Raw genomic sequence first — 21,851 nt, 5'->3', positions numbered from 1 at the left:
CCGGCGGACGGGGTCAGCCCTGCCTGCGGTGGCCCCGGTAGCGGCGGCCGCGCCGGGCGAGCAGCAGCACGACCGCACCCACGGCCACCGGGATGATGGCCAGCGTCGCGGGTGGCAGCGTCCAGCCGGCCGGTTGCGGCGGTGCGGCCGCCGCCGTGGACGGTCCGGCGCCCGGAGTGCGCGACGGCGGGTCGGCTGCGGCCGGCGATGACGGTGGCGCCAGATCGTCACCGACGACCGACAGGATCCACGGCGCCAGCGCGTCGACCCGGGTGGCGATGTCCGGGCCGGTGTGCGGGCAGTCCGGGCCGCGGCTGACCACGCCGATCACGACCGCCGTGCCGTTCTTCGCCTCGGTGAAGTACGGGCCGCCGGAGTCCCGCTCGCACGGGCTGGTGTCGCGGCGCGGCGCGATCCCGGACAGGCCCATCTCGGTGGCCGCGACCGAGGTGACCTCGAACCGTCCGGTGCGCAGCCGTTTCGGTGTCCGGTTCGCGTCCGGGTCGGTGAAGCCGTACCCGACCAGGCGGGCGCGCTGGCCGGTGGCCGGTTTCCGGCGATTGAGCCGCAGCGGGGTGATGCCGGTGACCGCCCGGTCCAGCCGGGCCAGCGCGACGTCGGCCTTGCCGTGCTGGCGCACCTCGACGACGTCGGCCGTGAAACCGGCCTTGCCGGACAGGTCGGCCCGGCCGACCGTGGCGATCGTCTGCTCGGCGACCGTACGCGACACCCGCTTGCCCCGGATGTCGCGGAAGCAGTGTGCGGCGGTGAGCACCCAGTTCGGTGCGATCAGGCCGCCGGAACAGGAGCTGTCCCGGGTGCCGCCGCCGGGGGTGGGAATGCCGAGTTCGGTGATCTTCACGGCGAACGTGTACCGCCCGTCGGGGACGCCCTCACCGTGTGCGATGGCCTGAGCGCTCGCCGGGGCCACGACCGCGCCAACCGGGAACGCGGCGACCAGAGCGACGACGATCCTGCATAGCTTTCTCAACGGGTGTGCAGCCTACGCGACCGGGGCAACCCACCCACCTCGGATCTCTCCACACCTCCCTGACGATCCACGCGGCGCCCGGGTTGCAGCGCGCCCACCTGCCTGGTCCCGGCGGTCGCGCTGGGGCCCGGAGCGGGCGGTGGGATCGCGCGGGAGAGCGGGGACGGATCGGAGCGCGTACCCCGAAATGGCGGAAGCCGAATGCGGACCTTGACCCGCGTCAGGGGGTTTCCGGCATGCCGCAGCGGGTGCGGTATTCGGCGCGCCAGCGGCGGACCTGGTCGTCGTCGTGCCGGTCCAGGTCGTGCAGCAGGCCGAGGGCCCAGCGGACCACGTCGTCGTCGACGGCGGTGTCGAACCACTGCGAGGCCCATTTGTCGGCTTCGTCGCTGGTCCGGACGCCGACGATCAGCGCGGTGAACCAGGCGTCGAGGTCCGCGCGGGTCGGTGCCGGTCGGGTGGCAGCCACGATCTCCAGGGTGTCAGAGGTTGGCCGCCGGTTCAGGCGTTCGGCGGTGCCGCCACCGGACCGGACCAGCGTCACACTCGCTCAGGTCCACCGGGATATGTCCGACCTTGAATCGTGTGGTGATGCGGGGGTTCCGGGTACGCCTGGCGGCGGTGATCGTCGCCGGCGTGCTGCTGCAACTCCTGCTGCCGCTGCTCGGCGCGCGCACCGGGGTGGTGCTGGACAACCTGGTCCTGGCACTGATCGCGCTCGTCACAACGGTGGGGCACGTCCGGCAGACCCGGCAGACCCGGGGCCGGCGGCGGATCGCCTGGGGCCTGGCCGCCGCCGCGGCCGGGTTGTGGGTGCTGTCCAGTCTCGTCGACACCGCCGACGTCTTCCTGGTCAGCGAGACACTCGTGGACGAGTGGCTCGCCGTCGGTGCGGCACTGTGCGCGCCGGCCGCGTTGATGCTGCTCGGCAGCGCCGAACGGCTCGGCCGGGAGAACTCGCTGCGCCGCCTCATCGACGTGGCCACCGTGACCGGGGCGCTGTTCTTCCTCGCCTGGGAGTTCGTGCTCGCGCCGGCGTACGCGTCCCTGCCTGCCGAGGCGGGACCCCTGATCACCCTGGTGCTGCTGCCGGAACTCATCGGAGCGGCGTACGCCCTCGTGCTGCTCTCCCGCAGCCTGTCCCACTCGGGTGACCAGGCGCTGAGCCTGCTCGCGCTGTCGCTGATGACGTTCGCCGCCACGATGCTGCTCGCCGTGCACAACGACGGCGCGGGCCTGCCGTGGTACGCCACCGGCGTCGGCGCCGGATACCTCGTCGCCGGCCTGCTGGCCGCGCTGGCCAGCCACGCGCCGCTGCCGCCACAGACGTTCAGCGAGGAGAATCACGCCGAGGGCCGGTGGGCGCTGCTGCCGTACGTGCCGGTCGGCCTGGCCTTCGCGGCGTCGGCGTGGAGCTACACGAGCAACGGCAACGTCGCACCGGCGCTGTTCTGGCTGCTGCTGGCCACCGCGGCGCTGGTCCTGGTCCGGCAGTTCCTCAGCCTGCGCACCAACCAGCTGCTCACCCGGAAACTGGAGTATCAGGCCACGCACGACGTGCTCACCGGCCTGGTCAACCGGGCGGCGTTCCAGCAGCGCGCCGCCGCCGTGCTCGGCACGGCATGCCCGCAGGCGCTGACCGGCGTGATGCTCATCGACCTGGACGGCTTCAAGGCGATCAACGACACCCTGGGGCACGCGGCCGGCGACGCCCTGCTGGCCGGTGTCGCCGGGCATCTGCGCTCGTCCGTACGCGACGGCGACACCGTGGCCCGCCTCGGCGGCGACGAGTTCGTGATCCTGCTGCCCGGCCTGGAACGTGCTTCCCAGGCCGAGGAGATCGGCGAACGGATCATGCGGCGGCTGGCCGAGCCGATCCCGATCGACGGCGGCGCGGTGGTCGCGCGGGCGAGCATCGGCGCGAGCGTCATGACCGGCCCGGCACCGGACCCGGCGCCCCTGGTGAAACAGGCCGATCTCGCGCTCTACCAGGCAAAGGACGCGGGCAAGGGCGTGGTCCGCTGCCATTGGGCCGGCCAGCTGGTCGGATAGCGGTCCGTCAGGCGCCGTAGCGGCGGTGGCGGGCGGCGTAGGAGCGCAGCGCCCGCAGGAAGTCGACCTTGCGGAAGCCGGGCCAGTAGACGTCGCAGAAGTGCAGCTCGGAGTAGGCGGCCTGCCACAGCAGGAAGCCGGACATGCGGCGTTCGCCGCTGGTCCGGATGACCAGGTCCGGGTCGGGTTGCCCGCGGGTGTACAGGTGCGCGGCGAGCCGGTCGGCGGTCAGCCGCTGTGCGATGTCGTCGACGCCGTGGCCGGCCCGGCCCTCCTCCTCCAGCAGCGACCGGATGGCGTTGACGATCTCGTCGCGGCCGTCGTAGCCGATGGCGATGGTCAGGTGGAACTCGCCGCTGGTCTCCTCCTCGGCGAGTTTCAGCGCGTGCCGGGTGGACTGCGGCAGCATGTCGAGCCGGCCGGCCAGGTGCACCCGCCACCGGCTCCCGGGTTGCCGCAGGCGTTCGGCGACCACGTCCTCGATCATCCGCATCAGGTTGCCGACCTCGTCGGAGTCCCGCTTGCGCACGTTGTCCACCGAGGCGAGGAAGACCGTGACGTGCCGGATGCCGTACTCGGCGCACCAGCCGAGCACCTCGTGCAGGTGCTCCGCACCGTACCGGTGGCCGACCCGCGGATCGTCGAAGCCCATCTGCCGCGCCCACCGGCGGTTGCCGTCGATCACCATGGCGACGTGCCGGGGCAGGTTAGCGCCGGTGAGCTGGGTGCGCAGACGCCGCGTGTAGAGGGAGTAGAGGACCCCGTTCAAACCCATGCCCGGGATCTCACCAGGGCCGGCGGCGCTCCGGTCCGCTCCGCACGAAACCTCCACAACACCCGCACAGGTCCTTGACGGAGGTCGTCGGTAAGTCATAGCTTACCGTTCGTGGGCACTTACCAAGCTTGGGACGCCCTGGGCGACCCGACCCGGCGCGCCATCGTCGAGTGTCTGGCCGAGCGGCCCCGCGCGGTCGGCGAGCTCGCCGAGGTGCTGCCGATCAGCCGCCCCGCGGTGTCACAGCACCTGAAGGTCCTGAAGGAGGCCGGGCTCGTCAGCGACCAGGCGACCGGCACCCGGCGCGTCTACCGGCTCAACCCGGCCGGCCTCTCCGCCCTGCGCGACCAGCTGGACACCTTCTGGTCGCGCGCGCTGGAGGGCTATCAATCGGCCGTCGAGAACGAGGAGAAGACATGACTGAGGTGGTACAGCGGCAGATCGTCGTCGAGGCGCCGGTGGAGAAGGCGTTCACCGTGTTCACCGAGCGGTTCGGCGACTTCAAGCCGCGCGAGCACAACCTGCTCGGCGCGCCGATCGCCGAGACCGTGTTCGAGCCGCGGGTCGGCGGGCACATCTACGACCGGGCCGAGGACGGCAGCGAGTGCCGGTGGGCGCGGATCCTGGCGTACGAGCCGCCGCACCGGGTCGTGTTCAGCTGGGACATCGGCCCCACCTGGCAGCTGGAGACCGACCCGGCCAGCGCCAGCGAGGTCGAGGTCCGCTTCGTCGCCGACGGCCCCGGCCGGACCCGGGTCGAGCTGGAACACCGCAACCTCGACCGGCACGGCCCCGGCTGGGAGTCCGTGCGCGACGGCGTCGGCACCGACCAGGGCTGGCCGCTGTACCTGAAGCGGTTCGCCGCCCTGTTCGGCTGAGCCTAGGCGGGTGGTGGCGGGATGCGGCGGCGCACGTCCGCCACGGTGGCCGGTCCGGGCTGCCACGCCGCCACCCACGCCGCGTCGCCGGGCGGGGCGATCACGCCCTCCTCCAGAAAGGCGTAGTTGCCGGCGAGCACCCGCTTGGCCGCCTTCACGTCCAGGGTGTCGGTGTTGTCCCAGAGCGCGGCGAACAACGCGTCGGCGCGCAAGCGCGCCTGCCGGCAGAACAGGTCGGCCAGCTGCACTCCCTCGGGGCGGTGGGCACGCTCGGCATTGGCGCGTACGCACACCGCGGACATCGCGAACAACTCGGCTCCGATGTCGACGATCCGGCCCAGGAAACCCTGCTTGCGTTCGAGCTTGCCCTGCCAGCGGGACATCGCGTAGAACGTCGACCGGGCCAGCTTGCGGGAGGCGCGTTCGACGTACCTCAGGTGGGTGGCGAGGAGGGCGAATTCGCCGTACCCCGACGGGTTCTGGCCCTTGCCCACCGCGAGCGTCGGCAGCCAGCGTGCGTAGAAGGCTCCGGCCCGCGCCCCGGCGCGGGCCTTGCCGCCCAGGCCGACCTCGGGGTCGATGATGTCGCCCGCCACCGACAGGTGCGCGTCGACCGCCTCCCGGGCGATCAGCAGGTGCATGATCTCGGTCGAACCCTCGAAGATCCGGTTGATCCGCAGGTCGCGCAGGATCTGCTCGGCCTCGGCCGGCCGCTCGCCGCGCGCGGTCAGCGAGTCGCTGGTCTCGTAGCCGCGCCCGCCGCGGATCTGGATCAGCTCGTCGGCGACCTGGTAGGCCATCTCGCTGGCGAACAGCTTGATCAGCGCGGCCTCGATCCGGATGTCGTTGCGGTGGTCGTCGGCGATCCGGCAGCACAGGTCGAGGGTGGACTCCATCGCGTACGTGGTGGCGGCGATGAAGGCGATCTTCTTGGCGACCGCCTCGTGCTCGCCGACCGGCCGGCCCCACTGCACCCGCTCCCCCGCCCACTCCCGGGCGATGGCCAGGGACCGTTTCCCGGCGCCGACGCACATCGCGGGCAGCGACAGCCGGCCGGTGTTCAGCGTGGTCAGCGCGATCCGCAGGCCCTTGCCGAGGCCGCCAATGACGTTCTCCTCGGGCACGAAGACGTCGTGGAAGCGGGTCACGCTGTTCTCCAGGCCGCGCAGGCCGAGGAACGCGTTGCGCCGCTCCACCGTGATCCCCTCGGAGTCACCCTCGACCACGAACGCGGTGATCCCCCGGTCCGGCACCCGGGCCATCACGACGAGCAGGGTGGCGACGGTGCCGTTGGTGGCCCACAGCTTCACCCCGTTGAGCCGGAAGCCGCCCTCGACCGGTTCGGCGGTGGTGCCGAGCCGGGCCGGGTCCGAGCCGACGTCCGGCTCGGTGAGCAGGAACGCGGACACCTCGCCCTTCGCGACCCGCGGCAGGAAAGCCTTCTTCTGCTCCGGGGTGCCGAAGAGTTTCAGCGGTTGCGGCACGCCGATCGACTGGTGCGCCGAGAGCAGGGCGGCGGTGGCCGCGTTCACCGAGCCGATCAGGGTCAGCGCCTTGCAGTAGTGCAGGTTGGACAGGCCGAGCCCGCCGTAGTCCTTGTCGATCTTCATGCCGAAGGCGCCGAGTTTCGCCAGGCCGTGGAAGACCTCGTCCGGGATGCGGGCCTCCCGCTCGATCAGCGCGCCGTCGACCTCGTTGCGCAGGTAGGCGTCCAGCTTGGCGAGGTACTCGTCGGCGTCCGGCGTAGGGCCGGACTCCGGTGGCGGATCGATCAGATCGAGCCGGAAGCGGCCCAGGAACAGCTCCTTGCCGAAACTGGGCTTGCGCCACTCGGACTCGCGGGCGGCCTCGGCGGTCTGGCGCGCCTGCTTCTCGGAGACGTCAGCGGTCATGGCTCAACTCCCTTGACCCGTCGGTAGGAGCCAGGCTACCGAGGTTGGTTACCCTGCGGTAGCCGTACGTGTCCACTACCTTTCCGTGACGCACACGGTGTGCTACTCGGGGCCGGCCGAAAGCCGTAACCTGCGGACCGGATGAGTACGCTGACCGCCCATTTCGACCTGCCCCGCGACCTCCAGGCGCCGGGCTGGGCCCGGCGTGCGGTCACCGCGCTGCTGCTGAGCTGGGGCCTGCACGAGCCGGACTGGTCCGCCGACGTGTCCGCGGTGGTCAGTGAGCTGGTCACCAACGCGATCCGGCACGGTGGCGGCAGCATCGCGCTGGATCTGGAGGCCCACGACCGCGACGTGGTCGTCTCGGTCTCGGACGGTTCCCCGGCACTTCCCCGCCCCCGGGAACCGGACGAGACCGGCGGTCTCGGGCTGGTGCTGATCGAATCCCTGACCGTGCGCTGGTACGTGCAGGCCCACCACGGTGGCAAGCGCGTCCGGGCACAGCTGCCACCCTGTCCGAGCGGCGGAGACGCGGACGCCGTGAGCGCACGATCGCCGGAGCCGGCATGAACATCGTCAGGCACACCGCCCGCAACGGGCCGACCACCCTCACCCTCGCCGGCGACCTGGACGTCGCCACGGCGGGCCTGCTCGATCAGCACGTCACCCGTACGCTGACCGAGGCCGGCCCGGGAGGGCTGGTCATCGATGTCACGAACCTGGAGTTCTGCGACTCCACCGGGGTGCACGCGCTGATCCGGGCCCGGCGGCAGGCGCACCAGCACGGCACCACGTTTCAGGTCACCAACCCGTGCGGGATCACCCGCCGCACCCTCCAGATCACCGGCGTACTGGAGGTGCTCACGGCTCGGTCCGGCCCGCGGCCGTGACCGCGGGTTTAGGCTCGCCTCGTGGAGCGTGACGAAAAACCGGCCACTCTCATCGACCGGGAGCGACGCGTGACGGACCGCGAGAAGACGGCCGTTGACAACGAAGCGATCGCCGCCGCCCGCGACGCCGCGGCCGACCAGCGCGACATCGACCTCGAGGCCCAGATGTCGCGGCTCACCTCCCGCGAAGAACTTCTCCGGCGACGAACCGACGCCGCTGACGCGCGCGACCACCGGCTCGACCAGCGTGAACACGCGGTCGGCGAACGCGAGCACTGGGCCGACGAGCGCGAGGTGGAGGCCGCACGGCGCGGCCGGTACGCCGATGAGCGTGATCGGCTGGCCGACCTGCGGGAACGGGCCGCGGACGAGCGTGACCAGGCGGCGAGCCAACGGGAGATCGACGCCGAGCTACGTCATTGGGACGAACGGGCCCGGTAGCGGAATCGGCCTCGCAGCCCTATTGTACTAGGCAACTAGTGGAATGGGGTGGCGAGGTGATCGAGTTTCATCTGGACTCCCGGTCCGGGGTCGCGCCGTACATGCAGCTCATCCAGCAGGTACGGCACGCACTCCGGCTGGGCGTCCTGCACGAGGGCGACAAGCTGCCGACCGTCAAGGAGGTGGTGGCCCGGGTCGCGATCAATCCGAACACGGTGTCGAAGGCGTACCGCGAACTGGAGTACGAGGGCCTGGTCACGGCCCGGCCGGGGCTGGGCACCTTCGTCACCCGCACGCTCGGCGGTGACTCGCTGAGCAAGCACGAGCCGCTGCGGCGCGAGCTGGACCGCTGGCTGTCCGGGGCCCGCGAGGCCGGCCTGGACGACGAGAGCATCGAGGCGCTGTTCCTCAGCACGTTTCGCGCCTTTTCGGAGGCCCGGGCATGACTAGCGCGCTGATCGCGGACGGTCTGACCAAAAGGTACGGCCGGCGTACCGCCCTGTCCGACTGCACTCTGGACATCCCGGCCGGCCACGTCGTCGGCCTGGTCGGTCCGAACGGCGCCGGCAAGTCCACCCTGCTCCAGCTCGCCTGCGGGCTCCTCGATCCGACCACGGGGCGGATCGAGGCGCTCGGCGAGCGGCCGGTCAGCGGTTCGCCACGGGTCGGTTTCGTCGCCCAGGACACCCCGGTCTACGCGGGCCTGACCGTCGCCGAGCACCTGCGGATGGGCGCGCACCTCAACCCGTCCTGGGACGCCGGGCTGGCCGATCGCCGCATCGCCCAGGTCGGCCTGGATCCCGCGCAGAAGGCCGGCAAGCTCTCCGGCGGCCAGCGCGCCCAGCTGGCCCTGACCGTCGCCGCCGCCAAACGGCCGGACCTGCTGCTGCTCGACGAGCCGGTGGCCGCCCTCGACCCGCTGGCCCGGCGCAACTTCCTGCAGGGCCTGATGGAACTGACCGTCGAGCAGGGCATGAGCATCATCATGTCCTCACACCTGGTCGCCGACCTGGAACGGGTCTGCGACCACCTGGTGCTGCTGGTCGGCTCCCGGGTCCGGGTGGCCGGCGACGTCGACGACCTGCTGGCCGGCCACCACCGGCTGGTCGGGCCGCGCCGGGAACCGGCCGAGGTGGGCAGCGGGCGGCACGTGGTGGAGCAGAGCCACACCGACGTGCAGTCGACGCTGATCGTGCGCAGCACCGCACCGATCGACGACCCGGCCTGGCAGGTGGACCGGCTCGGCCTGGAGGACATCGTGCTCGCCTACATGAGCGGCCCGGGGGGACAGCGATGATCTGGATGACGTGGCGGCAGTTCCGCAATCCGGCCCTGGTCACCGGCGCCCTGCTGCTGGTGCTGCTGGCCGGCCTGGCGCTGACCTGGGCACAGGTGACGGACCTGGCCGCGCAGGCCGGGTTCACCGGCTGCCAGGGCGACGCCTGCGCCGGCGCCGCCGAGACGTTCCTCGACTCGCTGCGCCCGCGGATGGCGTACGAGCTGCACCTCGCCGCCATCGTGACCCTGATCCTGCTGCCGGTCCTGCTGGGCATCTTCTGGGGCGCGCCACTGGTCGCCCGGGAGCTGGAGACCGGGACGTACCGGATGGTCTTCAGCCAGTCCGTCGGCCGGGGCCGCTGGCTCCTGGTCAAGCTGCTGATCGGCGGGGCGGCCGCCGCGCTCGGCGCCGGTCTGCTCAGCCTGATGCTGACCCGGTGGGCACAACCGATCGACGCGGCGTCGGCGGACCGGCTCAACCCGCTGGTCTTCGGCGCCCGGGGGATCGTGCCGGTCGGTTACGCGGCGCTGGCCTTCGTGGCGGGTGTCACCGCCGGGCTGCTGCTGCGGCGCACGCTCACCGCGATGGTGGTGACCCTGCTGGTGGTCGCCGGTCTCCAGCTCGCCGGGCCGCTCGTGGTACGCCCGTGGCTGGCCGACCCGGCCACCACGACCGTCCCGCTGGACGTGGACGGCCAGCTCGGGATCTCGATGAGCATGGACACCAAGGAGATACGGGTCCACGTCGAACCCGACCTGCGGGGCGCCTGGGTCCTGTCGAACACCACGGTGACCTCGACCGGGGCCGAGTTCACCGGGCCGGCGGACACCACCCAGTGCGGCCCGGAGGCGCCCCGCGACCGGGAGACCTGCCCGGGCTGGCTGAAAGCGCAGAATCTGAGCCAGGAGCTGACCTACGTGCCCGGTTCGCGGTTCTGGGCGTTGCAGTGGCGCGAGTTCGGCGTGCTGATCGCGCTCACGCTCGGCCTGTCGTGGTTCTCCCTGTGGTGGATCCGGCGACGGTTGACCTGACCGGCAGGCCGGCGACGAACTTGAGCAGGCGGGTGAGGCCCTCGCGCAGATCCGACTGGGGTGCCGTGTAGGAGAGGCGGACGTGGGTCTCCCCGCTGTGCGTACCGAAGTCCCGTCCCGGGGTGAGCGCGACGTGCGCCTCCCGCAGCGCCCGCTCGCAGAACTGCCACGAGGTGAGCCCGGTCCCGCTGACGTCGAAGTAGCAGTAGAACGCGCCGTCCGGCGGGACCGGCACCGGCAGCCCGATCCGGGCCAGTCCGTCGAGGACCAGCGCCCGGCGGGCGGCGTACTCGACCCGGCGGTCCTCGCACACCTGGAGCGCCTCGGGGGTGAAACAGGCCAGCGCGGCCTCCTGTGCCGGGGCCGAGGCGCAGACGTAGTAGTTCTGCGCCAGCCGCTCGACGACCGGTACCAGCTCCTCCGGGAGCACGCACCAGCCGAGCCGCCAGCCGGTCAGCCCGAAATACTTGGAGAAGCTGTTGATGACCACGACGTCCGGGTCGAGGGCCAGCGCGGTGCGCGGCACCCGGCCGTCCGCGTCGCGGTCGCTCATCTCCAGGTAGACCTCGTCGACGATGCTCCAGGCGCCGTGCACCCGGGCCAGGCGGCAGATCGCCGCGAGCTCGCCGGTCGGGATCGAGGTGCCGGTGGGGTTGGACGGGGTGGCGACCATGACCCCGCGGGTCTGCTTCGTCCAGTGCGTCCGCACCGAGTCGGTGTCCAGCTGGAAGCGGGTCTCCGGCGTGGTCGGCACCAGCCGGACGATCCCGCCGAAGCTCTCGATGATCTGCCGGTCGCCGGGGTGCGACGGGTCGGCGATGATCACCTCGTCACCCGGCTCGACCAGGACGGCGGCGGCCAGCACCAGGGCGGCCGAGGCGCCCGCGGTCACCACCACGCGGGCCGGGTCGACCTCGATGCCGTGCTCGTCGCGGTAGAAGCCGGCGATCGCCTGGCGCAGCGCGGGCCGGCCGAGAGCCGCCGTGGACGGCATCGGCCGCCCGTCCATCGCCTCGCACATCGCCGCCCGCACCACCGGCGGAGCGCCGAAGCCGGGCTCGTCGACGTTCAGCCTGACGATGTGGTGACCACTCGCCTCCAGCATCGCGGCATGCTTGGCGACCTCCATCGCCTGGAACGGTGCGATGGCCTGCGCGCGGCTGGAGATCCTCACGCTGAGACCTTAACCGTAGCGGCGCTCCAGGACGCCGAGTGCCAGCCGTCCCCAGGCGATGTTCTCCCGTTCGAAGCTGAGCCCGCGCTGCAACGTCAGGTAGGGGCCGATGCGGTGGCCGGTGGCCAGGAACTCCTCGTCGCTGCGGTCACCGAGGATCTCCTTGAGCCGTTGCTCGTAGGCCGCGAGGCGCCGGGTACTGGACTCGATCTGGGCCTCGATCGAGGCGCGGACGCAGGGCACGTCGGCGTGCGCGAGGGCTTCGATCTGGACCAGGAGCTCATCGCGTACGGTCGTCGGCCGTGGTTGCCGGCGGGTGAACTCGTGCAGGGCGGCCCGTCCGGCGTCGGTCATCGAGTAGACCCGCTTGTCCGGGCGCTTGGACTGGGCGACGACCCGCGCCGCGAGCAGCCCGTCGCTCTCCATCTTGTCCAGCTCGCGGTACAGCTGCTGGGACGTGGCCGTCCAGAAGTTCGCGACCGACACGTGGAACTGCTTGGCCAGTTCGTAGCCGGACGCCTCGCGGTTGATCAGGGCGGCGAGGACTGCGTTGCGGAGCGACACGGCACCAGCCTACGAGGACGCCGATCGCCGGGCGCGCGGCCGGAACTCGGGTTCGGTCCGCTTCATGGCGGCGCGCTGGGTGATCCGGGTGTTCGGCAGCAGGAGCAGGCGCAGCTGTTCGCGCCGCTCCCGGGCGAAGGTGCGGCGGGCGCTCGACGTGACCGCCGCGTCGAGCAGGCGCTTGGCGGCCGCGACGGCGTCGGGTGACCTGGTGGCGAGCCGCTGCGCGAACGCGGTGGCGGCGACGATCGGGTCGTCGTGCACCTCGGTGACCAGGCCGAGCCGGGCCGCCTCGGTTCCGGAGATCTCCTCCGCGGTCATGGTGAGCCGCTTGGCGACGTCCAGGCCGACGACCTCCGTCAGGGTCCGCATCCCGGTCATGTCGGGGATGATGCCCCACTTGCCTTCCAGCACCGACCACTGCGAGGCGGGGGTGGCGAACCGGAAGTCGGCGCCGAGGGCGATCTGCACGCCGCCGCCGTAGCAGTGCCCGTGGACGGCGGCGACCACCGGGACCGGGATCCGCCGCCACGCCCAGCAGGCCTCCTGGAACAGGTTGGTGCCGCGCCAGGGCGCCGGGAGGAAGGCGCCGGCGATCCGGCGTGGCGTACGCAGCACCGCCGGAATGTCCAGTCCGGAGCAGAACGAGTCGCCCTCGCCGGCGAGCACGACCGCGCGTACGGTGCGGTCGGCCCGCAGCCGCCGCGCGGTACGGACCAGTTCGCCGAGCGTGTCCAGGGTGAGCGCGTTGAGCTTGTCCGGCCGCGACAGGCGGACCTGGGCGATCGCGTCGTCGATCCGCGTCGTCACGAATCTCATGTGTCGGTGCTCCGTCGTCTCAGAGTCGGGCGGCGAGTTCGGTGGCCTGCTTGATGGCGCGTTTCGCGTCCAGTTCGGCGGCGACGTCGGCGCCGCCGATGACGTGGACGGACACACCACTGGCCATGAGCGGGCCGACGAGGTCACGTACCGGCTCCTGGCCGGCGCAGATCACCACGGTGTCCACCGGCAGCAGGCGGGCCTCGCGCGGTGACTTCGGGTCGCCCGGCTCGCTCGGCACGGTGATGTGCAGGCCCTCGTCGTCGACGCGTACGTACTCCACGCCGCGCAGCATCGTCACGCCGGCGTCCTGCAGGGTCGCCCGGTGCACCCAGCCGGTGGTCTTGCCCAGGCCCTTGCCGAGCGCGGTGGACTTGCGTTGCAGCAGGTGGATCTCGCGGCGGGCGGGCGCCTTCACCCGGGTGGTGAGCCCGCCGCGGTGCTGCTCCGGGTCGGCGACGCCCCACCGGCCGCGCCACCGCTCGGCCGGCTCGCCCGGCTCGTGCAGCAGGAACTCGCCGATGTCGAAGCCGATCCCGCCGGCGCCGATGACGGCGACCCGGTCGCCGACCGGGGCGCGCTCGCCGACGACCTGCTGGTAGGTGAGGACCTTCGGGTGCGTGACGCCGGGGATCGGCGGCACTCGCGGGGTGACCCCGGTGGCGATGACCACCTCGTCGAAGCCGGCCAGGTCGTCCACGCCGGCGCGTACGCCGAGGTGCAGGGTGATCCCGCGGACCTCGATCATGTGCTGGTAGTACGCCAGGGTGTGTGCGAAGTCCTCCTTGCCGGGGATCCGCGCGGCCAGGCGGAACTGTCCGCCGATCGCGTCCGCGGCCTCGTAGAGGTCGACCCGGTGGCCCCGGCCGGCGAGTTCGACCGCGGCGGCGAGTCCGGCCGGCCCGGCGCCGACGACGGCGACCCGTTTGACGGTCCTGGTGGGTGCGAGGACGAGCTCGGTCTCGTACCCGGCTCGGGGATTGAGCATGCAGGTGGCGCGCTTGTTGCGGAACGTGTGGTCGAGGCAGGCCTGGTTGCAGGCAATGCAGGTGATGATCTCGCGCTCGCGGCCTTCGGCCGCCTTGCGCACGAATTCCGCGTCGGCCAGCAGCGGCCGGGCCATCGACACCAGGTCGGCGTCGCCGGCGGCGAGCACCTCCTCGGCGATCTCCGGGCGGTTGATCCGGTTCGAGGCGATGACCGGTACGGACACCGCGCGCCGCAGTTTGCCGGAGACCCACGCGAACGCGGCCGGGGGTACCGAGGTGACGATGGTCGGCACGCGCGCCTCGTGCCAGCCGATCCCGGTGTTCAGGATCGACACGCCGCGTTCCTGGAGCCCGAGCGCGAGCTCGACGGTCTCCTCCCAGGACTGCGCGTCGTCGACGAGGTCCAGCAGGCTGATCCGGTACTGCACGATGAAGTCGTCGCCGACCAGGTCCCGGGTGCGCCGCACGATCTCCAGCGGGAACCGCATCCGGTTCTCGGCGGATCCGCCCCACCGGTCGGTGCGGTCGTTGGTCCGGGCGGCCAGGAACTGGTTGATCAGGTATCCCTCGGATCCCATGATCTCCACGCCGTCGTACCCGGCACGCCGGGCCAGGGCGGCGGCCCGGGCGAACGCGCCGGCGGTGCGATCCACCTCGCGGGTGCTCATGGCCCGCGGCTTGAACGGCGTGATCGGCGACTTGCGCCGCGACGCCCCGGCGCTGAACGGGTGGTACGCGTAGCGCCCGGCGTGCAGCACCTGGAGCAGGATCTTCCCGTCGTGCTGGTGCACGGCGTCGGTGACCACGCGGTGAGCGCGGGCGTGACCGGCCGAGGTCATCATGCTGCCGAACGGGGCGAGCCAGCCGCGCCAGGTGGGCGCGAACCCGCCGGTGACCATGAGCGCGACACCGCCCCGGGCGCGTTCGGCGAAGAACGCGGCGAGTTTCGGCAGGTCGCGGGCCCGGTCCTCGAGCTTGGTGTGCATCGACCCCATGACCACACGGTTCCGCAGCACCGTGTGGCCGAGGTCCAAGGGGCTGAGCAGGGTGGGGTAGGCGGTCACCGCCGCACCCTATACAACTAAGCACCTATGCAACAAGTTTCCTATGCGGCCACCTGACTGCGCCGCCGGAGCCGGGTCACCAGGAACAGCACCCAGGCGATCGCGGCGAGCGCACCGCCGACCGTGAAGATCGTGTACATCACGTACGAGGAGCCGCCGTCAGCCAGGAAGACCCCGTGCGGGGCGCCGGAGTCCAGCGCGGCCGCCTCACCGCCGCCGGAAAGCTCCTTCGGCGCCTCGTAGAGGACGACGTCCTCGCGTTTGACACTGCCGTCGGCCGCGGTGAAAGTGCCGTAGACGGTGCTGCACGAGTCGCCGGTGACCTTGCACATCGCGCTGGTGGCGACGAAGGTGCCGGCCACCCCCTCGCCGCGATGTGCCTTCCACGCGGCCCCACCGTCGCGCAGACCGAAGAAGAGGCCGGCGGCGGCGATCACGGGCAGACCGAGCCAGACGAACGAACGAAGACGACGCTTGATGAATCCCACGCCGCGAGAGGCTAGCGGATCATATCGACGCTCATCGCACCGATCCCCCATTCCTTACCTTCCGGACGATCTATCCGGCCACTCGGAACAATCGATCTGGCACTATGCGAAGAAGATCCCGGTCGGAACCATCCGTCCACCGTCCCTTTGCGACACTGCCGGACATGTCCGTCGGGGATCTTCGCCTGGCAGTCGACATCGCCGCCTGGTGGACCACCGCGGTGTATGAGACCGCCGGGGCCGTGCACTCTGTCGTCTTCGACGGCGAGACCCGCTTTCCCAGCGGCGTCTACCAGGACCCCGACACCCGCGCCCTGAGCATCGGAACCCCGGCCCTGGCCGCGAGCGTGCGACTGCCCGAGGGCTACCGGCCCGACCCGATGACCCTGCTGCACACCGGCGTTCCGGCCCCGGGCGCCCGGTTCGACCCGGTCGACGCGGTCGGGGCGGTGCTCGCCCACGTCGCGGCGGCGGCGTCCGCGCGGGCCGGCACACCGGTCTCCGCGCTCACTGTGGTCACCGCGCGGCTGTGGGGACCAGCCGCCCGGCAGCGCCTGCACCAGGCGGCCGCCCGCGCCGGACTGCCGGCCCCGGAGATCGTCACCGGGGCGGCCGCGGCCGCCGTGCTCGCCGGCGCCGGGCCGTACGTGGCGGTCTGCGCCACCGGCGAGGCCACCCCGGAGCTCACCGTCCTGGAGGTGGCCCGCGGTTACCGGCAACTCGCCACCGCCGAGGTACGCGACCCCGACTCCCCCACCGTCGACGAGGCCCTCATCCGGCTCGCCGCCGAACGCGCCGCCCCCGGCACCGACCCGGCCGCGGCCCTCGACGACTGGCGGGTCGTCCGGGAGATCCAGCAGGCCCGTACCGCCCTCGCCGTGCGGCCGCACGCGCCGGTCCTGCTGCCCGAGCCGCACCCGGCCGTCATGCTCACCCGCGAGGATCTGATCGCGGCCACCGCCGCCCACCTGGGCCGCCTCGACGAGACGGTGAAACAGCTGCTCGCCGACGCCACCCTGGACCGCCGCGACATCGGCGCCGTCGTGCTGGTCGGCGACGACGGCGCCCGGCCCGCCGTCGAGGCCGCCCTGGTCGCCGCCGGTCTGCCTCCGGCGGTCACCGTCCGCGACCGGCACGCGATCGTCAGCGGAGCGCTGCGGCTGGGCCCGCCGGGTGCCCGCTCGTGGCGCGCCTGGTGGCGCCGGCGCTCGCCACCCTGACCCGGCGGCACGGCCGCTGAACTCATCCGTGCGGAATGATGCCGGGCCGGGCGGCCGGTCGCATTCTTGCCAGCATGGCTGACTACCCGCTCATCGCCGACCACGGGCTGATCGGTGACCTGCAGACCGCCGCCCTGGTCACCACGGAGGGCACCGTCGACTGGTGGTGCGCGCCCCGGTTCGACTCGCCGAGCGTCTTCGGCGCGCTGCTCGACGCCGAGCGGGGTGGTCACCTGAAGACCCGGCCCACCGCTGAGGCGTTCACCTCCAAGCAGCTCTACCTGCCGGACACCGCGGTGCTCGTCACCCGGTTCCTGACCGCCGGCGGGGTCGGCGAGGTCGTCGACTTCATGCCGGTCGCCGCCGGTGACACGGCGTCCGACCGGCACCGGCTGGTCCGGCTGGTCCGGTGCGTACGCGGCGAGATCACCTTCGCCATACACATCGCTCCCCGGTTCGACTACGGCCGGGAACCGCACAAGACCCACGCCACCGACGACGGGGTGGTCTTCGAGGGCGCCCGCAACGCCCTGACCGTCCGGCTGATCCGCGAACCGGACGACGAGCACCTCGGCCGGTCGTGGGTGGACGACAACGGCGACGTCCGCGGCGAGCTGCGGCTGGCCGCCGGGCAGGTACGCGGCCTGGCGCTGGAGACCGGCGCCCGGCAGGTGCGCGAGCTGCGGGTGGCCGAGGCGCTGCGGCTGTTCGACGACACCGTCGACTTCTGGTCGGGGTGGCTGGCCGGATGCACGTACGACGGCCGGTGGCGGGAGATGGTGCACCGCTCGGCGATCACGCTGAAGCTGATGACGTATGCACCCACCGGCGCCCTGGTGGCCGCGCCGACCGCCGCCCTGCCCGAGCAGCTCGGCGGCGAACGCAACTGGGACTACCGCTACACCTGGGTACGCGACGCGTCGTTCTCGGTCTACTCGCTGCTCTCGCTCGGCTTCACCGACGAGGCCGCCGGACTGGCCCGCTGGCTGCGCGACCGGGTCCACGAGCAGAACGAGAAGGACTCCAGCGGCCCGCTGCGCCTGATGTACCGGGTCGACGGCTCCAGCGACCTGATCGAGGAGACGCTGCCGCACTGGTCCGGCTACCGGGGTTCGGCACCGGTCCGGATCGGCAACGGCGCGGCCGGCCAGCTCCAGCTGGACATCTACGGCGAGGCGCTGGACAGCCTGTACGTCGGCCACCGCCACGGCCTCATCCCCGGCCACCAGGGCTGGCTGGCGATCCGCGACCTGCTCGACTGGGTGGCCGGCAACTGGTCCCAGCCGGACGAGGGCATCTGGGAGACCCGCGGCGGCCGCCAGAACTTCACCTACGGCCGCCTGATGTGCTGGGTCGCCCTGGACCGCGGCCTGCGGATGGCCACCGAGCACGGCCGGCCGGCTCCGCTGGAGAACTGGCGGCGCGAACGTGACGCCATCTACGACGAGATCATGCAGCGCGGCTGGAGCCCGGGCCGGAAGGCCTTCCGGCAGCACTACGAGACCGACGTCCTGGACTCGTCGCTGCTGCGCATGCCCACGGTCGGCTTCATCACGCCGACCGATCCGATGTGGACCTCCACGCTGCGCGCCATGGAGGACGAGCTGGTCACCGACAGTCTGGTCTACCGCTACGACCCGGGCGCCTCCCCGGACGGCCTGCGCGGGGACGAGGGCACCTTCTCGCTGTGCACGTTCCAGTACGTCACCGCCCTAGCCGGGGCCGGCGAGCTGGACAAGGCGCGGCTCACCTTCGAGAAGATGCTCACCTACGGCAACCATCTGGGCCTGTTCTCCGAGGAGATCGGGCTGACCGGTGAGCAGCTGGGCAACTTCCCGCAGGCCTTCACCCACCTGGCCCTGATCGACGCCGCGGTCGCCCTGAACCAGCGCCTGGACGAGGCCCGGCCGGGCCGGCGCCGGCACACCACGGTCTCCGCGGTACGGGGCAGATAAACCGAAAAACATCTGCGATGGTCGATGTCAGGCCGGGACGGTCCCGGCACGGGAGGCATCGATGCGTAGAAGACTGCCAGCCCTGTTGACCACCACCATCCTCGGCCTGAGCGTGCTGTCCGCCCCGGCCGCGGCCGCACCGGCACCCGCCGCGGCCGCGCGACCGCAGGTAGCGGCCCCGGCCAAGCCGGTCACACTGATCACCGGCGACCGGGTCACGCTGCACGGCAAGGCCATGTCGGTGAAGCCCGGCGCGGGCCGCGGCAAGATCCGCTTCTTGACACAGACCATCGGCGAGCACCGGTACGTCATCCCGTCCGACGCGCTCGCCCTGCTCCGCGACGGTCGCCTCGACAAGCGGCTGTTCGACGTCACCGAACTCGCCGCACTCGGCACCGGCGACGAGCTTCCGCTGCTCGTCGCGTATCCCGACGGCGGCGCCCCGGGCGCACGATCCGCGCTTTCCGCGGGGGAAGCGCGGGTTACGCGCGATCTGTCTGCTGTGGGAGTTCTCGCGGTCCGCGCCGACCGCCAGGCCCGCAGCGAGCTCTGGTCGTCGCTCACCACCGGCTCCGCCGATGCGCGCACCCTGCGCACCGGCGTACGGAAGGTCTGGCTGGACGGCAAGCGGAAACTGAACCTGGACCGCAGCGTGCCGCAGATCGGCGCACCCACCGCCTGGCAGGCCGGCTACGACGGCACCGGCGTGACCGTGGCCGTCCTGGACAGCGGCATCGACCTGACCCACCCCGACTTCGCCGGACAGATCGCCGGGACGCGGGACTTCACCGGCTCGGGCAGCGTCGACGACGAGGTCGGGCACGGCACCCACGTCGCGTCGACCGTCGCCGGAACCGGCGCCGCGTCCGGCGGCCGGTACAAGGGTGTGGCGCCCGGCGCGAAACTGCTGATCGGCAAGGTGTGCGGGCCGGAGTTCTGCATGGACTCGCAGATCCTGGAAGGCATGATCTGGGCGGCCGAGCGTGCCCCGGTGGTGAGCATGAGCCTCGGCGCTCCGGACACCCCGGAGGTCGACCCGCTCGAACAGGCCGTCAACGAGCTCACCGAGCAGCACGACACGCTGTTCGTGATGTCGGCCGGCAACTCCGGGTTCGAGGGCGCCGGCTCGATCGGGTCACCGTCCAGCGCCGACGCGGCCCTGTCGGTCGGCGCCGTGGAGCGCGACGACAGCCTCGCCGACTTCTCCAGCCGCGGCCCGCGCGTCGGCGACGGCGCCATGAAGCCGGACATCACCGCGCCGGGCGTCGGCATCGTGGCCGCCAAGGCCGCGCACGACGTCATCGGCGGCCCGGCACCGGTGGCCGGCTACTCGACGCTCTCCGGCACCTCGATGTCCGCGCCGCACGTCGCGGGCGCCGCCGCCATCCTGGTCCAGCAGCACCCGGACTGGTCGTCGCGGCTGCGCAAGAACACCCTGATGGCGTCGGCGAAGCCGACCGCCGGTGTGAACTCCTTCGACCAGGGCGCCGGCCGGGTCGACGTGGCCCGGCAGATCACCCAGACGGTCACCGTCGACCAGGGCAGCATCAGCTTCGGGGTGCAGCGCTGGCCGCACGACGACGACCAGCCGGTCACGCGTCCGGTCACCTATCGCAACTCCGGTACGACGGCGGTCGAGCTGACGCTGACCGTCTCCGGCGGGCCGTTCACCGTGGCGGCCTCGACGCTCACCGTTCCGGCCGGCGGTACCGCGGCCACCACGGTCACCGCTGACACCCGCGGCCCCGAGCCGGACGGCCCGCTCGGCGGCTATCTCACCGCCACGGCGGCCGGCGGCGTACGCGTCTCCACCCCGATCGGCATCGACAAGGAGGTGGAGAGCTACGACGTGACGATCCGGACGATCAACCGGGACGGCTCGCCGAACCTGAACCACACCGTCCTCCTGCTCGGGCTGGACCGGCTCAAGGTCATCGAAGGCCGTGCGGAGGCGGCCACCGAGGTCCTGCGCGTCCCGGCCGGGCGGTACGGCCTGACCAGCTGGATCCTCGGCGCCGAGGACGAGAACGGTGATCCGGAGGACACCACCCTGATGGCCGAGTCCGTCGTGGTCGTCGACGGGGACCGCACGATCACGATCGACGCCCGCCGGGCCGGCCCGGTCCGGCTGTCCGCACCGCAGGCGGGTGCCGGCACGGCGTTCGCCGCCGTCAACGCCGACTGGCTGACCGAGGCCGTCGGATACGCCACCGGCATCGTGACGGCGACCTTCGACGAGGCGTACGCCGGCCCGATCTCCGGCGTCTCCGACCCGTCGTTCCTGGCGTCGGTCAACGGCACGTTCGGCGTACCTGGTGCCGCCGGGGACTTCCACAACAGCCCGTACGTCACCGAACTGGCCTACTTCAACCCCGGCCGGATGTTCCGCGGCCTGCGCAAGGCGCCCCGCCTGTCCGAACTGGCCACCCTCAACGCGTCGTACGCCGCCGAGGCGACCGGCGTACGCGGCGCCAAGGGCAACCTCGCCCAGTTCACCACGGAGAGCAGCGCCTGGCTCATACCGATCTCGTTCGACCTGCCGTTCCGCCGCACCGACTACGTCAACCCGCAGACGCAGTGGGGCTCCATCTTCTTCCAGGAGAAGCCACCGGCCGGCGAAACCTTCCCGGAGACGGTCAGCGAGCTGGACGCCGCCCGGCAGCCGGTCCGGGCCGGCCGCACCTACCGCCAGCAGTGGAACGGGGCGGCCTTCGGCCCGAACGTGACCCAGCCGCCGCAGGAAGTGGTCTGGGTGACCCGGCAGGGCGACTTCATGATCGTCTATCCGCCGCTCTCCGGTGACGGAAGCGGACACCCCGGGTTCTCCTGGGTGGCGACCGAGCAGGTCGAGCTGTACCGCAACGGCACCAAGCTCGGCGAGGGCTACGAGTACGAGGTCCCGCCCGAACCGGCCACCTACCGGGTGGTGGCGACGTCGACGCGCGGCGCGCCGCACACCCTCTCCACCGAGATTCGCGCGGCGTGGACGTTCCGCTCCGGCCATGTCGCCGCTGAGCGGTTCCAGCGGCTGCCGGTGCACACCGTACGGTTCGCGCCGCGCCTGGACGACCGCAACACCGCGCCGGCCGGCCGCCGCTTCGAGATCCCGGTGATCGTCGAGCACCAGCCCGGCGCCCAGGTGGGACGGATCCGCTCGGTCCAGGTCGACGTCTCCTACGACGACGGCAAGACCTGGCAGAAGGCCGCCGTCACCGGCACCGGCGACCGGCGGGTCGCGACGGTCCACCATCCGCGGGGCGCGGGCTTCGCCTCGCTGCGGGTGTCCGCCGCCGACACCGCCGGCAACACCGTGGAGCAGACCCTGATCAGGGCCTACGCGCTGCGGTGA

General features: G+C 72.1%; 21 protein-coding genes. 12 read left to right on the top strand and 9 right to left on the bottom strand.

Going from position 1 to position 21,851, the window contains the following annotated elements:
• Nucleotides 1–13 precede the first annotated feature (13 nt).
• Nucleotides 14–991: a S1 family peptidase gene (locus tag I4J89_RS24990; RefSeq protein WP_196416492.1), complete on the bottom strand. Its 978-nt coding sequence runs from the start codon at nucleotides 989–991 to the stop codon at nucleotides 14–16.
• Nucleotides 992–1,211: 220 nt separating this feature from the next.
• Nucleotides 1,212–1,460: a hypothetical protein gene (locus I4J89_RS24985; protein WP_196416491.1), complete on the bottom strand. Its 249-nt coding sequence runs from the start codon at nucleotides 1,458–1,460 to the stop codon at nucleotides 1,212–1,214.
• A gap of 122 nt (nucleotides 1,461–1,582) precedes the next feature.
• Here I4J89_RS24985 and I4J89_RS24980 point away from each other — a divergent pair, with 122 nt between their 5' ends.
• Nucleotides 1,583–3,043, top strand: a complete 1,461-nt coding sequence (locus I4J89_RS24980) for a diguanylate cyclase (RefSeq protein WP_196416490.1) — start codon at nucleotides 1,583–1,585, stop codon at nucleotides 3,041–3,043.
• Between the two features lie 7 nt (nucleotides 3,044–3,050).
• On the opposite strand, the gene uppS is transcribed toward I4J89_RS24980, so the two are convergent.
• Nucleotides 3,051–3,818: a polyprenyl diphosphate synthase gene (uppS, locus tag I4J89_RS24975; RefSeq protein ID WP_196416489.1), complete on the bottom strand. Its 768-nt coding sequence runs from the start codon at nucleotides 3,816–3,818 to the stop codon at nucleotides 3,051–3,053.
• A gap of 111 nt (nucleotides 3,819–3,929) precedes the next feature.
• Between uppS and I4J89_RS24970 the strand changes: the two genes are divergently transcribed.
• Together I4J89_RS24970 and I4J89_RS24965 are read left to right on the top strand one after the other, a co-directional pair.
• Nucleotides 3,930–4,238: an ArsR/SmtB family transcription factor gene (locus I4J89_RS24970; protein ID WP_309238470.1), complete on the top strand. Its 309-nt coding sequence runs from the start codon at nucleotides 3,930–3,932 to the stop codon at nucleotides 4,236–4,238.
• Entirely contained in the window at nucleotides 4,235–4,696 is a 462-nt protein-coding gene (locus I4J89_RS24965; RefSeq protein ID WP_196416488.1) for an SRPBCC family protein, read from the top strand. Before I4J89_RS24970 ends, I4J89_RS24965 begins: the two co-directional genes overlap by 4 nt.
• Before the next feature lie 2 nt (nucleotides 4,697–4,698).
• On the opposite strand, the gene I4J89_RS24960 is transcribed toward I4J89_RS24965, so the two are convergent.
• Nucleotides 4,699–6,588 carry an acyl-CoA dehydrogenase family protein gene (locus I4J89_RS24960; protein ID WP_196416487.1) on the bottom strand — a complete coding sequence of 630 codons (1,890 nt, stop codon included), beginning with the start codon at nucleotides 6,586–6,588 and terminating at the stop codon, nucleotides 4,699–4,701.
• Between the two features lie 141 nt (nucleotides 6,589–6,729).
• Here I4J89_RS24960 and I4J89_RS24955 point away from each other — a divergent pair, with 141 nt between their 5' ends.
• From I4J89_RS24955 to I4J89_RS24930, 6 genes are read left to right on the top strand one after another with little or no spacing between them, the layout of a single operon-like run.
• Nucleotides 6,730–7,158: an ATP-binding protein gene (locus I4J89_RS24955; RefSeq protein WP_196416486.1), complete on the top strand. Its 429-nt coding sequence runs from the start codon at nucleotides 6,730–6,732 to the stop codon at nucleotides 7,156–7,158.
• Nucleotides 7,155–7,478, top strand: coding sequence for an STAS domain-containing protein (locus I4J89_RS24950; protein WP_196416485.1), 324 nt, complete (start codon nucleotides 7,155–7,157; stop codon nucleotides 7,476–7,478). Before I4J89_RS24955 ends, I4J89_RS24950 begins: the two co-directional genes overlap by 4 nt.
• 21 nt (nucleotides 7,479–7,499) lie before the next feature.
• Nucleotides 7,500–7,919, top strand: a complete 420-nt coding sequence (locus tag I4J89_RS24945; RefSeq protein ID WP_196416484.1) for a hypothetical protein — start codon at nucleotides 7,500–7,502, stop codon at nucleotides 7,917–7,919.
• Nucleotides 7,920–7,975: 56 nt separating this feature from the next.
• Nucleotides 7,976–8,365, top strand: coding sequence for a GntR family transcriptional regulator (locus I4J89_RS24940; protein WP_196416483.1), 390 nt, complete (start codon nucleotides 7,976–7,978; stop codon nucleotides 8,363–8,365).
• A complete protein-coding gene (locus I4J89_RS24935) occupies nucleotides 8,362–9,216 on the top strand; it encodes an ABC transporter ATP-binding protein (RefSeq protein ID WP_196416482.1) in 855 nt (284 codons plus the stop codon). The genes I4J89_RS24940 and I4J89_RS24935 overlap by 4 nt, the downstream gene beginning before the upstream one ends.
• On the top strand, nucleotides 9,213–10,229 hold the full coding sequence (locus I4J89_RS24930) for an ABC-2 membrane transporter-related protein (RefSeq protein ID WP_196416481.1): 1,017 nt from the start codon (nucleotides 9,213–9,215) through the stop codon (nucleotides 10,227–10,229). Before I4J89_RS24935 ends, I4J89_RS24930 begins: the two co-directional genes overlap by 4 nt.
• Here the strand turns inward: I4J89_RS24930 and I4J89_RS24925 are convergent.
• The 5 genes from I4J89_RS24925 to I4J89_RS24905 are packed head-to-tail and all read right to left on the bottom strand — an operon-like array spanning nucleotide 10,174 to nucleotide 15,327.
• Nucleotides 10,174–11,403, bottom strand: a complete 1,230-nt coding sequence (locus tag I4J89_RS24925; RefSeq protein WP_309238469.1) for an aminotransferase class I/II-fold pyridoxal phosphate-dependent enzyme — start codon at nucleotides 11,401–11,403, stop codon at nucleotides 10,174–10,176. The two genes, I4J89_RS24930 and I4J89_RS24925, sit on opposite strands and share 56 nt — an antisense overlap.
• Nucleotides 11,404–11,412: 9 nt before the next feature.
• Nucleotides 11,413–11,967: a PadR family transcriptional regulator gene (locus tag I4J89_RS24920; protein ID WP_196416480.1), complete on the bottom strand. Its 555-nt coding sequence runs from the start codon at nucleotides 11,965–11,967 to the stop codon at nucleotides 11,413–11,415.
• Nucleotides 11,968–11,976: 9 nt separating this feature from the next.
• Complete coding sequence (locus I4J89_RS24915; protein ID WP_196416479.1) at nucleotides 11,977–12,786, bottom strand: crotonase/enoyl-CoA hydratase family protein; 810 nt, start codon at nucleotides 12,784–12,786, stop codon at nucleotides 11,977–11,979.
• A 19-nt stretch (nucleotides 12,787–12,805) separates the two neighbouring features.
• Nucleotides 12,806–14,839, bottom strand: coding sequence for an NADPH-dependent 2,4-dienoyl-CoA reductase (locus I4J89_RS24910; RefSeq protein WP_196416478.1), 2,034 nt, complete (start codon nucleotides 14,837–14,839; stop codon nucleotides 12,806–12,808).
• A gap of 41 nt (nucleotides 14,840–14,880) precedes the next feature.
• Complete coding sequence (locus I4J89_RS24905) at nucleotides 14,881–15,327, bottom strand: hypothetical protein (RefSeq protein WP_196416477.1); 447 nt, start codon at nucleotides 15,325–15,327, stop codon at nucleotides 14,881–14,883.
• Between the two features lie 164 nt (nucleotides 15,328–15,491).
• On the opposite strand from I4J89_RS24905, the gene I4J89_RS24900 reads away from it, so the two are divergent.
• The 3 genes from I4J89_RS24900 (at nucleotide 15,492) to I4J89_RS24890 (ending at nucleotide 21,851) form a co-directional block, all read left to right on the top strand.
• On the top strand, nucleotides 15,492–16,547 hold the full coding sequence (locus I4J89_RS24900; protein ID WP_196416476.1) for an Hsp70 family protein: 1,056 nt from the start codon (nucleotides 15,492–15,494) through the stop codon (nucleotides 16,545–16,547).
• A 74-nt stretch (nucleotides 16,548–16,621) separates the two neighbouring features.
• Complete coding sequence (locus I4J89_RS24895; RefSeq protein ID WP_196416475.1) at nucleotides 16,622–18,502, top strand: glycoside hydrolase family 15 protein; 1,881 nt, start codon at nucleotides 16,622–16,624, stop codon at nucleotides 18,500–18,502.
• Between the two features lie 61 nt (nucleotides 18,503–18,563).
• The gene (locus tag I4J89_RS24890; protein WP_196416474.1) at nucleotides 18,564–21,851 is read left to right on the top strand and encodes a S8 family serine peptidase; all 3,288 of its coding nucleotides are present in this window, start codon (nucleotides 18,564–18,566) and stop codon (nucleotides 21,849–21,851) included.

The organism is Actinoplanes aureus (genome assembly GCF_015704865.1).
Taxonomy (GTDB): domain Bacteria; phylum Actinomycetota; class Actinomycetes; order Mycobacteriales; family Micromonosporaceae; genus Actinoplanes; species Actinoplanes aureus.
Note: the sequence above shows the minus strand (reverse complement) of the source record. Positions and strands in the feature narration are given on the sequence as shown.